The organism is Candidatus Pedobacter colombiensis, from assembly GCA_029202485.1.
Classification (GTDB): Bacteria; Bacteroidota; Bacteroidia; order Sphingobacteriales; family Sphingobacteriaceae; genus Pedobacter; species Pedobacter colombiensis.
This window is the reverse complement of the sequence record CP119313.1, coordinates 1931104-1946085: the sequence shown is the minus strand read 5'-3', so window position 1 is coordinate 1946085 and position 14982 is coordinate 1931104. Positions and strand designations below refer to the sequence as shown.

Here is a 14982-nt window from a genome sequence, read left to right as displayed (position 1 = left end):
ATTATTTTTTTAATGTACCGGCCTTTACAATAGCCTTTTGATAAGCCGGAATACTTAAATCATCTACAACAACACCTCGCGCAGTAGAGGCATGTACAAAAAAATTATTGTTCAGGTATACCCCAACGTGGTCTACAGTGCCACCACCAAAGGAAAAGAAAATCAAGTCACCCTCATTTAAACTGCTTAAATCCTTTTCTTTTACTGCATCAGCCTGATCTCTTGATCTTCTTGGCAGTTCATTTCCGTATATATATTTTTGCAGTAACAAGGCAAAACCGGAACAGTCAACCCCTTTCTTATCCAGTCCACCCAAAACATATTGCACACCTGTCCAATCACTTATAAAGCGATACAATTCCTTACTTTTTAAGTGCGACATGGCATCTGCCGCTTTAGCAGCGGCAGTTGGAAGGGCAACTGGTCTTGCAGTATATTTTCTTGAGCTACAGGCAGAAAAAACAAACATTACGGCTATTATCAACAATAGCCTGCTTTTGTTTATCGCCTTTAGTTCGTTCATATTACTGCTTAATTAAACGTTGTATTTCATCTAATTTCAACAATGCTTCTACCGGAGTCAATACGTTCACATCAAGGTTATTGAGCATATCCCTGATTTTAACTAAAATAGGATCATCAACAGCAAACATGTGCAACTGATAGGCCTGATTCTGAACTTTCTTGATGCTGTCTTTTATACTTTGGCCTTCCGTCCTGTCTATTTCCAGTTTCTTTAAAATCTCGTTAGCCCTATTGATCAGCTTTGGTGGCATACCAGCCATTTTTGCGACATGAATACCAAAACTATGTTCACTACCTCCTGGAATCAACTTCCTCAGGAAGATTACTTTATTGCCTACTTCCTTTATAGAAACATTAAAGTTTTTAACGCGGTTCATGGTTGTTGCCAACTCATTTAACTCATGATAATGCGTTGCAAAAAGCGTCTTTGGCTTTGCCGTTGGATGGGTATGCAGAAACTCTGCAATAGCCCAGGCAATAGATATTCCATCGTAAGTACTTGTACCACGACCTATCTCATCCAGTAAAATTAAGCTGTTATCAGAGATGTTGTTGAGGATACTGGCAGTTTCATTCATTTCTACCATGAATGTACTTTCTCCGGATGATAAGTTATCAGAAGCGCCTACACGGGTAAATATCTTATCCACCAAACCTATTGTAGCCGCTTTAGCAGGTACAAAGCATCCCATTTGCCCCATCAGTACAATTAAGCCTGTTTGGCGTAGTATGGCTGACTTACCAGACATATTGGGACCTGTAATGATGATGATCTGCTGGCTATCATTGTCGAGAAGTACATCATTAGTAATGTATTCTTCTCCTACAGGAAGGCGCTTTTCAATAACCGGATGTCTTCCACCCTTAATGTCCAACACCCTCTTCTTATTCAGTTCAGGTTTTACGTAGTGATTTTTAACCGCAAGCTGCGCAAAGCATAGTAATACATCTAATTGAGCAATTAAAAACGCATTAAGTTGTATTGGCCTGATATAAGCAGCCACCTGATGCATCAACTCTGTATAAAGCCTTACTTCTATTTGCTGAATCTTTTCTTCAGCGCCCAATATCTGCTCTTCATATTCTTTTAGCTCCGGAGTAATGTACCGTTCTGCACTAACCAAAGTTTGTTTCCTGATCCAGTCGGCAGGCACTTTATCTTTATGGGTATGGGTAACTTCCAGATAATAACCAAAAACATTGTTAAAAGCTACTTTTAAGGAAGGAATACCTGTTATTGCGGCTTCTCTTTTCTGAATTTCTACCAGATAATCTTTTCCACCAAATGAAATCTTACGCAAACGGTCAAGATCCTCATCCACGCCTTCCGCAATTACATTTCCTTTAATCAACAATGCCGGTGGGTCTTGCTGCAGCTCCCTTTCCAGCTTTTCTCTGACGCTTAAGCAAGGGTCTAACTGTCCGGCCAATGCCAACAGAAAAGGATTCTTTGTTTCCTCTGCAAGTGTTTTAACCGTTTCTATATGGTATAAAGCCTTTTTTAACTGACACAATTCCCGTGGACCAACTTTGTGAAGGCCAACTTTAGAAATTAACCGCTCCAGATCTCCAATCTGTTTGATATGAGTTAAAAACTCTTGTAAGAGTGGGTCGTTTTTCACCAGGAAATCGACCATTCCTAAGCGTTCTTCAATAGGTTTTAACTCCTTTAAAGGCATAATGATCCACTTGTGAAGCAAACGGGCACCCATTGGGGTACTGGTTTGATCTAGTACCTGGAAAAGGGTTACCGCATTATCATTGGCCGAATTGACCAGTTCCAGATTGCGAATGGTAAACCTGTCCAGCCACATATATTTATCTTCCTCCAAACGGGATATGGAAGTAATGTGTTTTAAGTTGCGATGCTCTGTTTCGTTTAAATAATGTAAAGCTACACCAGCTGCAACAATACCAATTTGCAACCTATCTACCCCAAAACCCTTTAAAGAATTAACTTCGAAGTGCTTAGTTAAGATTTCATTGGCATAATCGCTTGTAAAAGCCCAGTCATCTAAATGATAGGTATAAAACCGATCACCGAACAACTCTAAAAATTCCTTTCTTTTACTCTTTTGAAAAACAACCTCATTGGGTTTGAAACCTTGTAGAAGTTTATCAATATACTCTGCACTTCCTTGTGCTACATGAAATTCCCCTGTAGAAATATCTACAAAAGAAACGCCCAACTGTGTTTTATCAAAGTAAACGGCGGCTAAATAATTGTTAGACTTCTGACTAAGGATATTATCATTGTACGCTACCCCTGGCGTAATCAGTTCAGTAACTCCCCTTTTTACAATGGTTTTAGTTGTTTTAGGGTCTTCCAGCTGATCACATATTGCTACCCTTTGTCCTGCCCTAACCAGTTTTGAAAGGTAATTATCTAGTGAATGATGGGGGAAACCTGCCAATTCTAATGCTCCATTTGGTCCTGTACCTCTCCGGGTCAATACAATCCCAAGAATCTGGGCTGTCTTCACCGCATCCTCACCAAACGTTTCATAAAAATCGCCTACCCTAAACAGCAATAATGCTCCCGGATACTTTGCTTTAATAGCATTGTACTGTTGCATTAACGGGGTTTCCTTAGTATTATCTTTAGCCAAAATGATTTCAGTTTACAAAATCGTAAAGATACTATTTGAGACGTAGGCTTTACGTTTTGTTGAAAATTAAAAAAATGTGAATAGGTTTATAATTTTGCAATGTACGATAAAAACAAGGCCAGGGCTTCCCGTTTTTTATCGGTTAACTCAAAGTCAAGTTTATGCAACAGGTAATCTTCAAGATCAAAGTTTTCCAGTTTAGGTAAATCAAGCAGTAACGCTTTGCGTTTAGATAAACCAAAAGCCAGGGCTTGATTAAAATCATTGATAAATGCCTGCGGAATAACCTTATTGGCAACCCATGCAGCATAAACAAATGGTAAACCGGTAAAACTCATCCACTCCTCACCCATATCGTAAGCATAAGGAAAATCATCCTTTTTACCGAAGGTGCGATCGCCAATTAAAACAATAGCATCTGCATCTATAGGTTCATCTGTAACATAGCTTACCTCCTGCCCAAAATGAAACTTCAATAAAACCTTTGCCAAGTTGTTAGAAGTTCGTGAGTGGCTATCCAGTCTTACTGTCTTGATTTCGGCAACAGGCACTTTACTAAAGATAAATACAGAATTTACCGCTCCTACAGATCCAATACAATAATCGGCAACGATGTTAGCATTAGGCACATTAGGAATTGCAGCTACAGGAATCAGACCAATATCAACCTGACCATCAATCAATTTTGCTGCGCAATCTGTAGGGATATCTAAGCTCAAATCGATTTGATTCAACAAGGCTGAATGTTCAATTCCGTAAATAAAAGGTTTGGTATTGGTATAGGAAACGGCAGAAATTTTAATCTTATTCAACAGTAAAAGCTATTTTAAATGATCAGTATTGTTAAACTCCGTAATTACAAATTGATTACCGGTCAGTTTAACTTTATATAGGGTAGTGTTTTGATGTGGGAATTCGGTCATTTCGGAGATTGGCCGGTTTGTAAGCAAGCATAAAAACAAACGCATTGCGCGACCATGCATGCAAATCAAGATAGTTTTCTCGTCAGTAGCACTTTTTATAATCTCAAGTGCTTCTTTTTCTCGCTTCAACACATCATTCGGACTTTCGCCGCCTTCAAAATGTGCATCATAATCTCCACTCTCCCATTTCTCCATCAAGCCTTTAAAAGCGGCGATGGCGTTTTCATCATTGGGTTTACCTTCCCATATTCCCCAGGCAAGTTCATCCAACCCGGCAAGCTGGGCCCATGGCGTTCCAGCATCAATAAAACCTTTAACAGTTTGATGTGTACGCTTTAATTTAGAGGTATATACCTTATCGAAAGGAATATCTTTATATGCAGCATAAAACGCAGCAGCCTGTGCCCTTCCGGTATCGTTCAGATCGCTATCTATGCCTCTTCCCTGTACTATCCCTTGTTTGTTTAAATCGGTTTCACCATGCCTGATGATATATATTTCTTTATCCATCTTAATTGATTACGGGCAATTTATAATACTGGGGTTTCGCTTCATCTTCAAATACAACATTGGTATAATCGGTTACCACATTGTATAAAGTATCCCGTTCAATTGGCTTACGACCTACTTGTTTAATCAGGTTTACCAATTCCTGAGTATTCATAGCCGGATGTTGTTCTTCCGCACCCGCCATAGAGTAGATTTTAGTGGTATCATCTAAAGTACCATCTATATCATCCACACCAAAGTTTAAGGACAACTGTGCTGTTTGTCTGCTGATCATTGCCCAATAAGCCTTAATGTGATCAAAATTATCCATATAGATACGGGCAATGGCATAATTTCTTAAATCCTCAATCACAGAAACTTCCGGTACATTGTCCATCTGGTTGTTCTGATTTCTGAATTTAAGCGGTATAAATGCCTGAAAGCCTCCACTTTTATCTTGTTGCTGACGCAAGCGCTCCATATGATCTACCCTGTGCCAAAACTGTTCTATATGTCCATACAACATCGTTGCATTGGTTTTCATACCCAGTTTATGCGCTTGCTCATGTATATCCAGCCATTGTTCTGCATTACATTTATCATGTGCAATCTTCTCCCTTACTTCAGGATGGAAGATCTCAGCACCACCACCCGGCATGGAATCCAAGCCAGCTTCCTGCAAGTATTTCATACCATCATAATGGCTTAGCTTTGCCTTTTTGAAAATATAGTAATACTCTACCGGAGTCAGGGCTTTTATATGAAGATCAGGACGATGTGCTTTGGCTTTTCTAAAAAAATCACTGTAAAAATCCAGGTTCTGCTTAGGTACAACGCCACCTGTAATATGCACTTCGGTTACCGGCTCATTGTCATATTTCTTCAATACATCCATCATGCCATCCACACTCATTTCCCATCCCGATTCACGTTCTTTAATCATACGCGAATAAGAGCAAAACTTGCAGTCGTATACGCAAACATTTGTAGGTTCAATATGAAAATTACGATTGAAATAAGTATTGTCGCCGTGCTTCTGTTCCCGGATGTAATTTGCCAAAACACCAAGATAGCCAAGTTCACCATGTTCGTAAAGATAAACACCCTCATCAAATGAAATTCTTTCCTTATTTTGAACTTTGAGGGCTATTGATTTTAGTTCTGCTGAAAGATCAGCATCAGCTAAGATCAAAGCAAGTTTTGAAGTCGTATCCATTTATCATGTATAATGAGCAAAAATAGCATAAAATCATTAGATCCCTCTTTTTTTAACCGATTTTACCTGTCAACATTTTGTAAAAGCACATTACAGCACAAATACAATTCTTTCTTATCTTAGCTCATCACAAATTCTTGCTGTTATGGAAAAATATGATCCCCGGGTTGATGCTTATATTGCTAAGTCTGCTGACTTTGCTCAACCTATACTTAAACACCTACGAATGCTGGTACATCAGGCTTCGCATGAAATCACCGAAACCATTAAGTGGGGGTTTCCAGTTTTTGATTACAAGGGTATTGTTTGTAATATGGCTGCATTTAAAGCACATTGTGCTTTTGGATTTTGGAAAGGGGCCCTACTCCCGGATCCTGATCATATTCTGGGAAAAGAAAGAGAGCAAGCCATGGGACAACTTGGCAAAATTACTTGCTTAGCAGATATCCCTCAAGATCATATATTGATTTCTTATATCCAAAATGCGGTATTGCTTAATAAAGAAGGAAAAAAGGTGCCTAAAAAAACTACTGCTATAAAAACGGAAATACAGATCCCTGATTATTTTAAGGATTGCTTATCGGCATCCCCCCTGGCCCAGCAACACTTCGAAAAATTCAGTTACTCCCAAAAAAAAGAATACCTGGAATGGATCACCGAAGCGAAAACGGAACAGACAAGAGAGAAAAGACTAACAACAGCAATAGAATGGATCAGTGAAGGAAAATACAGGAACTGGAAATACATGCGCTAAAGGATATCAATATTTGGCTACATTTGCGCCATGACAATTGACGAATTAGAAGCACATTTTTCAGGAATAGATTTACCCCAGTCATTAGAACTTTATCCGGGCACTAAGCTAAACAATGTAGCCAAATGCATTGACACCCATATTACCTTATTAAAAATCCACGGAAACGTAAGACCTTTCGAATGCTTTTACGACCGCCTCATAAAAATCAAGGAAATCATAGAAAATCAGCATGAATAAATTATCCATCTTATTTCTCTCACTATTGATGATGCCTATTGGCTATCTTTATGCCAATAATGCCAACAGGGATTTCTACCAAATAAAAATCTATCATTTAAAGAATGGTGAACAGGAAAAAACAGTGGATGACTTTTTAAAAATGGCATACCTTCCTGCTTTACATCGTGCTGGGATCAACAATATTGGTGTTTTTAAACCTGTGCAAAATACTGACACAAAGGGAGCTGAGAATAGCGAAAAACTGGTATATGTTTTTATCCCTTTTACTTCCTACGCACATTTCACTAAAATTGAAAACACCCTTGAAAAGGACCTCAAATTCCAGAACGACGGAAAGAACTATCTCAACGCTTTACATACAGATGCACCCTACGAGAGAATTGAAAGCATCCTTCTCAATGCTTTTGAAGGAAATCCGAAGTTCAGCCTACCAAAATTAACAGCTCCAAAAAAAGACCGTGTATATGAACTGCGTAGCTATGAAGGTCCGACTGAAAAACGTTACAAAAACAAAGTGGAAATGTTCAATAAAGGCGGCGAAATCGAACTATTCAAAAGACTCGGCTTCAACGCTGTTTTTTATGCCGAAGTAATCTCCGGAAGTCGAATGCCAAACTTGATGTACCTGACAACCTTTGAGAATAAAGCTGACCGTGATGAACACTGGAAAGCATTTGGAAAAGACGAATACTGGTTAAAACTAAAATCTATGCCTGAATACCAGAACAACGTATCTAAAAATGACACACGTTTCTTAACCCCAACTGATTACTCTGATATTTAAAAAAAGAATAACACGTTAAAATACACATAACAAAAAAAAGGAACTTACTGATTATAAGTTCCTTTTTTTTGTTATGTACTATTTGACCAGAAAAATTACCTTCTCAGAGGAGGCCTCGGGCGCTGTTGCTTTTCGCAACAGATGCCAGACTCCGAAGAGAATGGTTATTTTTCCCATTACTTTTGTGCCTTATTAAAGTTCAGCACGATATAAGCTGTGCGATTGCCATAATCTACAGGTGTTTTAATCACCATAGTATCTCCATTAGCTGACGCGATTAACATCCTGTAGCCTTCAGTTACATTTTTAGCTTTATCACCTTCATATAATTTTTTAAATTGGAAAGTATCATCCTTAGGACTAGCCGACCAATAAATGGTTTGCATTTTAGAACCACATTCACTTCCTAGCGTATAGCTACCATTGCCACTATTGGTTAACCTCCAGGCACTACCCACAAAACATTTATATGATGATTCACCAAATAATGATTTAACAGAAGCTTGAGGAACTCCGTCAAATGTAATGTCATTTAAAATCCAATTACCGGTTATATCACCTCTTCTTACAGGTTGGGTAGTGGCTGCACCTTTTGGCGAACAACTCTGCAATACCACTATTGCACTGCAAAAAATGGCTGCTATCAGGAATATTTTTTTCATATCATGTATTTTTTCTTTTCAAATACATAAATCTTGCCAAAACTTCAGCATAATAATTTTTACCTTTAACCCTATTATCGCTTAGTATTATTTCTAAGCATTTAACCCCATCATAATGAGAGCAGAAACCTTAGCAATACATGCCGGAAATTTATATGAAATCAGTACACAAGATGTTACCCCACCAATAAATTTGTCTACAACTTTTTTAAGAAATGCAGATGGTGGATATTCTGGTGGACACATGTACAGCAGAGTTAGCAATCCAAATAGATCTGCCCTTGAAAACACTATTGCAGCGTTAGAAAAGGGAGCTGATGCCTGTGCATTCTCGTCAGGCAATGCAGCCGGGATGTCTATCTTTCAAGCGTTTAAACCCGGGAGTCATATTATTGCACCCGACGATATGTACTGGGGCTTTAAAAAGCAATTACAAACCATTTTTGCTAATACGCTGTCTATTGACTTTATCGACCTCACCGATATAGAACTCATTAAACAACACATCAAACCAAACACGGTGATGATCTGGACAGAAACACCATCTAACCCGTTGTTAAAAATCACAGATGTGGCCGCCATAGCTGAGATTAGCAAATCAAATGGCTTGATACTGGCCTGCGATAGCACCTTTGCCTCCCCTTGTCTACAAAACCCTATTTCTTTGGGGGCCGACATTGTGATGCATTCTTCAACCAAATACATCGGAGGCCATAGCGATGTACTTGGTGGTCTTTTGGTAACCGCTGAGCAAAATGAGTTCTGGGAAAAAATTAGAAATATACAACAGATTGGCGGCGCTGTTCCCTCACCTTTCGATTGCTTTTTACTGATACGAAGTATTAAGACCCTGTCATACAGAATGCGTGGGCATTGTGAAAATGGAATGGCCCTCGCCCTTTACCTCGAAAATCATCCTGCAGTTGAAACAGTATATTATCCCGGATTACCTGCTCACCCCGGACATGAGGTTGCAAAAAAACAAATGAGTGGCTTTGGAGGGATGTTATCTATCCTGGTTAAGGGTGGTGCTGTAGAAGCACGGAGAGTTGTCAATCAGGTAAAGTTATTTGCACAGGCAACCAGCCTTGGCGGCGTTGAGAGTTTAATAGAACATCGCGCATCTGTAGAAGGTCCTGACACGAAAACTCCACAAAATTTAATTCGGATCTCTGCAGGACTTGAGCACATAAACGACTTAATAGCCGATTTCGAGCAAGCTTTAGCCATAAAATAGTCCTAAACACAAGCAACAAAAACATTTTATACGACTAATCATCAACAACTTACAAAATATTCAGAATTTAATTTTGGTTATTTTGTAAGTTACCCCTACATTTGAATTATTATTTAGCGAAAGCTAATCAAGTCAACCTTCTTTATTCAAGGTTTGATTTATAAAGAAGTGGCGAGAGACAGGCTCTTTGACCCACTGGCAACCCTCCCAAAATGGAGAAGGTGCCAATTCCTGACCAGCCGGCATGGTGTCGTTTGGAAAGATAAATTTAAACGTATGAAAACTATTATTTCTAATCTTAGTCGTTATTGTTGCCCGAAACATACCATGTGTATGTGCTGCTGCATGCAATAATCTGTAAATCTTCCTTTTGTATTTCTTGTAATCCATTCGGAAGGCCCTATCAGGGTACGCAAAATAACTATATACTTTCATGCCTATTTGTGCCTGTCGGTATCCCCCAGGAAATTAATTACATCATATAAAATTAAACACATATTATGTCAGCTTCTCATAAATTTGAAACACTACAAGTACACGCAGGTCAGGTAATAGATCCGACAACCGGCTCCAGAGCTGTGCCTATATATCAAACCACTTCTTATGGATTTCAAAGCTCTGAACATGGTGCAAATTTGTTTGCATTGAAGGAATTTGGAAACATTTACACCCGTATCATGAATCCGACTACAGATGTATTTGAAAAACGTGTGGCAGCCCTTGAAGGCGGTGTAGCTGCATTGGCTGTTGCATCTGGACAAGCAGCGCAATTTATTGCATTAAACAACATATTAGAAGCTGGCGATAACTTCGTTTCCTCATCTCACCTGTATGGCGGTTCATACAACCAGTTTAAAGTTGGCTTTAAACGCTTAGGCATCGAAGTTAAATTTGCCAATGGCGATGACCCTTCAGATTTTGAAGCCCAAATTGATGCCAATACAAAAGCAATCTACCTGGAAAGTATTGGTAACCCTGCCTATAGTATCATCGATTTCGAAAAAATATCGGCTATTGCCAAAAAACACGATTTACCTTTAATTGTAGACAATACTTTTGGTTGCGCAGGATACCTGTTTAAGCCATTAGAACATGGCGCACACATTGTAGTTCAATCTGCAACTAAATGGATTGGTGGACATGGGACCAGCATTGGTGGTGTAATCGTAGACGGTGGAAACTACAACTGGGGAAATGGCAAATTCAGTCAATTCACCGAACCTTCCGAAGGTTACCATGGATTGGTATTTAATGATGTATTTGGAAATGATGGTCCTTTCGGAAATATCCAGTTTATCATTCGTGCCCGCGTAGAAGGCTTAAGAGATTTTGGCCCTGCCATCTCTCCTTTCAACTCTTTCCAGTTATTACAAGGCTTAGAAACACTATCCTTACGTGTACAACGTCATGTCGACAATGCGCTTGCTTTGGCCACCTGGCTTGAAGGCCATGAGGCTGTAAAAAGTGTAAACTACCCCGGTTTAGAAAGCAGTCCATATCATGCCAATGCAAAAAAATACTTGCAAAATGGTTTTGGAGCCGTATTGTCTTTCGAATTGCACGGTCCTAAAGAAAAAGCTACGCTTTTGGTCGACAACCTTAACCTGGTGAGTCACCTTGCTAATGTTGGAGACGCAAAAACGCTGATCATACAACCCTCAGCAACTACACATCAGCAATTAAGTGATGAAGAGCAGATCAGCGCTGGTGTTACCCCTAATCAATTGAGGGTATCTGTTGGTATTGAGCATATCGATGACATCAAGGCTGATTTTGAACAAGCTTTTGCTTCAATAAATAAAAAATAATCTTCTGCAATTTTTACCAAGATCTAGTAATGAGTACAATATCCAAATATAATCACACCAAAACCTTTAAGCTTGAAAATGGCAAGAAGCTGCGTAAGCTGGAAATAGCCTATCAGACTTATGGTAAACTAAATGCAAAAAAGGATAATGTAATTTGGGCTTGCCATGCACTTACAGCTAATTCTGATGTGTTGGATTGGTGGAAAGGATTATTTGGCAACAATGCCTTATTTAACCCTGATGAGCATTTTATCATCTGCGCCAATGTACTGGGTTCGCATTATGGCAGTACCAACCCTTTAAGTGTAAACCCGGCGACAGGTTTACCTTATTACCTTTCCTTCCCCGAACTTACGGTCAGGGATCAGGTTTCGGCACACCGCCTGCTTGCTTCACATTTAGGCATTCAGCAAATTAAAGTACTGATAGGTGGCTCTTTAGGCGGGCAGCAGGCTTCGGAGTGGGCAATTATTGATCCGGGAACTATTGAAAACCTTATCCTGATCGCAACAAACGCTGTTCATTCCCCATGGGGTATTGCCTTTAATGAAAGTCAACGTCTGGCCATTAGTGCCGATCGCAGTTTTTACGCTCAAAAGCCTGATGGCGGACTAAAAGGGTTAAAAGTAGCCAGAAGCATTGCTTTATTGTCATACAGAACCTATGATGCTTATACCGCAACACAATTGGAAAGTGTAAATGATAAAACGGCTAACTTCAGAGCGTCTTCTTACCAGAATTACCAGGGAGAAAAGCTTTGCAAACGTTTTAATGCCTATAGCTACTGGTACCTAAGCAAAGTAATGGACAGCCATAATGTTGGAAGAGGAAGAAACAGCATAACCGATGCATTGGCATTGATAAAAGCAAATACATTGGTTATAGGCATTGATAACGATGTACTTTTCCCGATATCAGAACAGGAATTTTTGGCAAAGAACATTCCGGGTGCCGAATTTCACAGCCTTAAATCCGCTTATGGACATGACGGGTTCCTTATTGAAACTGATGCACTTACAAACATCATTGGTAACTTCCTGAAAGAAAGCATCAACAAAAAAATAATTAAATTACATAAAACAGCATAATAATTAGATGAGCAAGAAACTTAAAATTGGTTTATTTGGTTTTGGGGTAGTTGGACAGGGACTACACGACATTATCCGTGGTCAGGATTTAAATCTTGAAATCATTAAGATCGCCATCAAAAACCCTGAGAAGAAACGTACTTTAGATGCGCACCTTTTTACAACGGATCACGACGAACTGTTAAACAACAGTGAGATCAATACAATTGTAGAATTGATAGATGATGCTGATGTTGCTTACAACATTGTTAAAAAAGCATTAATCAGTGGTAAAAATGTAGTTTCTGCCAATAAAAAAATGATTGCCTCGCACCTTGCAGAACTGGTTGAACTCCAGGAAAAACACGATGCATCTTTACTTTACGAAGGTGGAGTATGTGGCAGTATTCCGATTATCCGTAACCTGGAGGAATATTACGACAATGAGCTGCTTCATGGCATCAGTGGCATTTTTAATGGTTCATCTAACTATATTTTATCTAAAATATTTAATGAGAACCTGGAATATGGCGTAGCTCTAAAACAAGCGCAGGATCTTGGCTTTGCCGAAACCAACCCTATTCTTGATGTAGGTGGATATGACCCTAAATTCAAACTGGCTATTGCTACTGCACATGCATACGGCTTATTCATCAATCCTGATAAAATTCTTAATATTGGTATCCAACACCTTTCTGAGAACGACATCAGGTATGCCAGAGAAAAGAACTTTAAAATTAAATTAGTACCTACAGCACGTAAAATAAGTACCAAACAAGTGGTAACTTATGTATTGCCAAAGTTTGTGAAGTCGGATGATTTTCTTTTCAATGTAGAAAATGAGTACAATGGCGTAACCGTTCAAGCTGCCTTTGCCGATAAACAATTCTTTTTTGGAAAAGGGGCCGGTGGCCACCCTACAGGTGCAGCCGTATTATCAGATATTGCAGCTTTAAGATACGGCTACCGTTATGAATATAAAAAATACCATCAGCAAAATGGACTTATCCATACTGATAACGTAAATATTGAAGTTTACCTACGGTATGTTCATGAATATACCGTAGAGAAATTGAAGATTGAGAACATTGTTGAAAGATTTTCACGTGATGACTACAAATACGTTATTGGGAGTGTCAGCTTAAAAAGCCTGATCGCCAACCGTGATTTGTTGGAACAAAAAGATGTGTTCATTGCACACACAGGAAAATATACTTATACAGAGCAACAGATTAAAGCTGTGGCTGATGAAGAGGCATTAGTTAGTTAACTAGTATTTGTTTTGACCATTAAAAAAGGCCCCGTTTGGGGCCTTTTTGATTTATATAGGAACTTATATTTCTCTGTTTACATCCCAGTTCTCCAGGTAATCTGCTACCCGACGTACAAATGATCCACCTAGCGCACCATCTACTACCCTATGGTCGTACGATAAGGAAAGGAACATCATGTGCCTGATGGCAATTACATCACCAAATTCCGTTTCCAAAACTGCAGGTTTCTTTTTAATGGCACCAACAGCAAGAATAGCTACCTGTGGCTGGTTAATGATTGGTGTACCCATCACATTTCCAAAAGATCCCACATTGGTTAAAGTAAAAGTACCATTTTGTGTTTCATCCGGTTTTAACTTAGAATTACGGGCACGATTAGCCAGATCATTCACAGATTTAGTTAAACCTACAAGGTTCAATTGATCTGCATTTTTAATTACCGGTACAATCAGGTTTCCACTAGGCAAAGCAGCTGCCATACCTATATTAATATCTCTTTTCTTAACAATCTGAGTACCGTTTACGGATACATTGATCATTGGAAAATCTTTTATCGCCTTACTCACCGCCTCTACAAAGATTGGTGTGAAGGTAATCTTCTCATTCTCCCGTTTTTCGAAATTCTTTTTTACTTTTTCGCGCCACATCACCATATTGGTCACATCCGCTTCCACAAAAGAAGTTACATGTGGCGAGGTCTGCTTGCTCATGATCATGTGATCGGCAATCAGCTTACGCATCCTGTCCATCTCTATGATCTCATCGAAGCCGCTTACGCTTGCAGCCGCTTGTGGAGCTGACGCTTTTACGGGTTGAGCTACAGGTTTTGGTTCTGTAGCTATAGGAGCAGCATTTGCTACAACAGCAGGAGCCTTTCCGCCTTGTTTATTATTCTGAATATAATTTAACAGATCATCTTTGGTTAAACGACCATCAGATCCTGTCCCTGCAATGTTATCCAGCTCACTTAAACGAATACCTTCCTGAGCTGCGATGTTCTTTACTAAAGGAGAATAAAAGCGATCTGAGACACTTTCGGTAGAAAGCTGCTCTACCCCTGGTATATTTGCTATGACTGGCTCAGAAACCGTGTCTATTGCTGCAACAGGTGCCGAAACGGCTTCAGTGCTTACTGAGGCCTCCATATCTGTTTCTATGATTGCAATTACTGCACCCACTTGTACAATATCGTCTTCTTTAAATAATTGCTTTACTAATTTACCTGCTATTGGCGAAGGGACTTCAGAATCCACCTTATCGGTTGCAATCTCTAAAATGGTGTCATCCATTTCAATCTTATCCCCAGGCTGTTTAACCCACTTTATAATGGTTGCTTCTGCAACGCTCTCCCCCATTTTAGGTAACAATAATTCGTATTGAGCCATTTTTTA

The 14982-nt window shown here is 39.3% G+C and carries 14 protein-coding genes and 1 riboswitch; of the genes, 7 read left to right on the top strand and 7 right to left on the bottom strand.

Going from position 1 to position 14982, the window contains the following annotated elements; translation table 11 throughout:
* Position 1 precedes the first annotated feature (1 nt).
* The 5 genes from P0Y49_08200 to mqnE all read right to left on the bottom strand — a co-directional run bounded on the left by P0Y49_08200 (position 2) and on the right by mqnE (position 5762).
* Positions 2 to 523: an NlpC/P60 family protein gene (locus P0Y49_08200; GenBank protein WEK21120.1), complete on the bottom strand. Its 522-nt coding sequence runs from the start codon at positions 521 to 523 to the stop codon at positions 2 to 4.
* 1 nt (position 524) lies between these two features.
* Complete coding sequence (gene mutS, locus P0Y49_08195; GenBank protein ID WEK21119.1) at positions 525 to 3134, bottom strand: DNA mismatch repair protein MutS; 2610 nt, start codon at positions 3132 to 3134, stop codon at positions 525 to 527.
* A gap of 86 nt (positions 3135 to 3220) precedes the next feature.
* Positions 3221 to 3946 (bottom strand): menaquinone biosynthesis protein, encoded by a 726-nt coding sequence (locus tag P0Y49_08190; GenBank protein ID WEK21118.1) that lies wholly within the window; start codon positions 3944 to 3946, stop codon positions 3221 to 3223.
* Positions 3947 to 3955: 9 nt separating this feature from the next.
* Positions 3956 to 4567, bottom strand: a complete 612-nt coding sequence (locus tag P0Y49_08185; GenBank protein ID WEK21117.1) for a histidine phosphatase family protein — start codon at positions 4565 to 4567, stop codon at positions 3956 to 3958.
* Position 4568: 1 nt separating this feature from the next.
* Positions 4569 to 5762, bottom strand: a complete 1194-nt coding sequence (gene mqnE / locus P0Y49_08180; GenBank protein ID WEK21116.1) for an aminofutalosine synthase MqnE — start codon at positions 5760 to 5762, stop codon at positions 4569 to 4571.
* Positions 5763 to 5907: 145 nt separating this feature from the next.
* On the opposite strand from mqnE, the gene P0Y49_08175 reads away from it, so the two are divergent.
* Genes P0Y49_08175 through P0Y49_08165 form a run of 3 tightly spaced genes read left to right on the top strand, consistent with a single transcriptional unit; the run spans position 5908 to position 7543 of the window.
* Positions 5908 to 6516 (top strand): YdeI/OmpD-associated family protein, encoded by a 609-nt coding sequence (locus P0Y49_08175; protein ID WEK21115.1) that lies wholly within the window; start codon positions 5908 to 5910, stop codon positions 6514 to 6516.
* Between the two features lie 30 nt (positions 6517 to 6546).
* A complete protein-coding gene (locus tag P0Y49_08170; GenBank protein WEK21114.1) occupies positions 6547 to 6756 on the top strand; it encodes a hypothetical protein in 210 nt (69 codons plus the stop codon).
* The gene (locus P0Y49_08165) at positions 6749 to 7543 is read left to right on the top strand and encodes an NIPSNAP family protein (GenBank protein WEK21113.1); all 795 of its coding nucleotides are present in this window, start codon (positions 6749 to 6751) and stop codon (positions 7541 to 7543) included. The genes P0Y49_08170 and P0Y49_08165 overlap by 8 nt, the downstream gene beginning before the upstream one ends.
* A 176-nt stretch (positions 7544 to 7719) precedes the next feature.
* Here the strand turns inward: P0Y49_08165 and P0Y49_08160 are convergent, their stop codons facing one another.
* Positions 7720 to 8205, bottom strand: coding sequence for a lipocalin family protein (locus P0Y49_08160; GenBank protein ID WEK21112.1), 486 nt, complete (start codon positions 8203 to 8205; stop codon positions 7720 to 7722).
* A gap of 115 nt (positions 8206 to 8320) precedes the next feature.
* On the opposite strand from P0Y49_08160, the gene P0Y49_08155 reads away from it, so the two are divergent.
* The 4 genes from P0Y49_08155 to P0Y49_08140 all read left to right on the top strand — a co-directional run bounded on the left by P0Y49_08155 (position 8321) and on the right by P0Y49_08140 (position 13587).
* Positions 8321 to 9442, top strand: coding sequence for an aminotransferase class I/II-fold pyridoxal phosphate-dependent enzyme (locus P0Y49_08155; GenBank protein WEK21111.1), 1122 nt, complete (start codon positions 8321 to 8323; stop codon positions 9440 to 9442).
* A gap of 155 nt (positions 9443 to 9597) precedes the next feature.
* Positions 9598 to 9711: riboswitch (SAM riboswitch) on the top strand.
* Between the two features lie 231 nt (positions 9712 to 9942).
* Entirely contained in the window at positions 9943 to 11250 is a 1308-nt protein-coding gene (locus tag P0Y49_08150; GenBank protein WEK21110.1) for an O-acetylhomoserine aminocarboxypropyltransferase/cysteine synthase, read from the top strand.
* Between the two features lie 29 nt (positions 11251 to 11279).
* The gene (gene metX, locus P0Y49_08145) at positions 11280 to 12338 is read left to right on the top strand and encodes a homoserine O-acetyltransferase (GenBank protein WEK21109.1); all 1059 of its coding nucleotides are present in this window, start codon (positions 11280 to 11282) and stop codon (positions 12336 to 12338) included.
* 7 nt (positions 12339 to 12345) lie between these two features.
* Positions 12346 to 13587, top strand: coding sequence for a homoserine dehydrogenase (locus tag P0Y49_08140; GenBank protein WEK21108.1), 1242 nt, complete (start codon positions 12346 to 12348; stop codon positions 13585 to 13587).
* A gap of 63 nt (positions 13588 to 13650) precedes the next feature.
* On the opposite strand, the gene P0Y49_08135 is transcribed toward P0Y49_08140, so the two are convergent.
* Entirely contained in the window at positions 13651 to 14976 is a 1326-nt protein-coding gene (locus P0Y49_08135; GenBank protein WEK21107.1) for a dihydrolipoamide acetyltransferase family protein, read from the bottom strand.
* Positions 14977 to 14982 lie beyond the last annotated feature (6 nt).

Bases quoted from the DNA above. Each gene is read 5' to 3' on its own strand.
- P0Y49_08200 (WEK21120.1), bottom strand. From the start codon at position 523: ATGAACGAACTAAAGGCGATAAACAAAAGCAGGCTATTGTTGATAATA.
- P0Y49_08185 (WEK21117.1), bottom strand. From the start codon at position 4,567: ATGGATAAAGAAATATATATCATCAGGCATGGTGAAACCGATTTAAAC.
- mqnE (WEK21116.1), bottom strand. From the start codon at position 5,762: ATGGATACGACTTCAAAACTTGCTTTGATCTTAGCTGATGCTGATCTT.
- P0Y49_08175 (WEK21115.1), top strand. From the start codon at position 5,908: ATGGAAAAATATGATCCCCGGGTTGATGCTTATATTGCTAAGTCTGCT.
- P0Y49_08170 (WEK21114.1), top strand. From the start codon at position 6,547: ATGACAATTGACGAATTAGAAGCACATTTTTCAGGAATAGATTTACCC.
- P0Y49_08165 (WEK21113.1), top strand. From the start codon at position 6,749: ATGAATAAATTATCCATCTTATTTCTCTCACTATTGATGATGCCTATT.
- P0Y49_08160 (WEK21112.1), bottom strand. From the start codon at position 8,205: ATGAAAAAAATATTCCTGATAGCAGCCATTTTTTGCAGTGCAATAGTG.
- P0Y49_08155 (WEK21111.1), top strand. From the start codon at position 8,321: ATGAGAGCAGAAACCTTAGCAATACATGCCGGAAATTTATATGAAATC.
- P0Y49_08150 (WEK21110.1), top strand. From the start codon at position 9,943: ATGTCAGCTTCTCATAAATTTGAAACACTACAAGTACACGCAGGTCAG.
- metX (WEK21109.1), top strand. From the start codon at position 11,280: ATGAGTACAATATCCAAATATAATCACACCAAAACCTTTAAGCTTGAA.
- P0Y49_08140 (WEK21108.1), top strand. From the start codon at position 12,346: ATGAGCAAGAAACTTAAAATTGGTTTATTTGGTTTTGGGGTAGTTGGA.
- P0Y49_08135 (WEK21107.1), bottom strand. From the start codon at position 14,976: ATGGCTCAATACGAATTATTGTTACCTAAAATGGGGGAGAGCGTTGCA.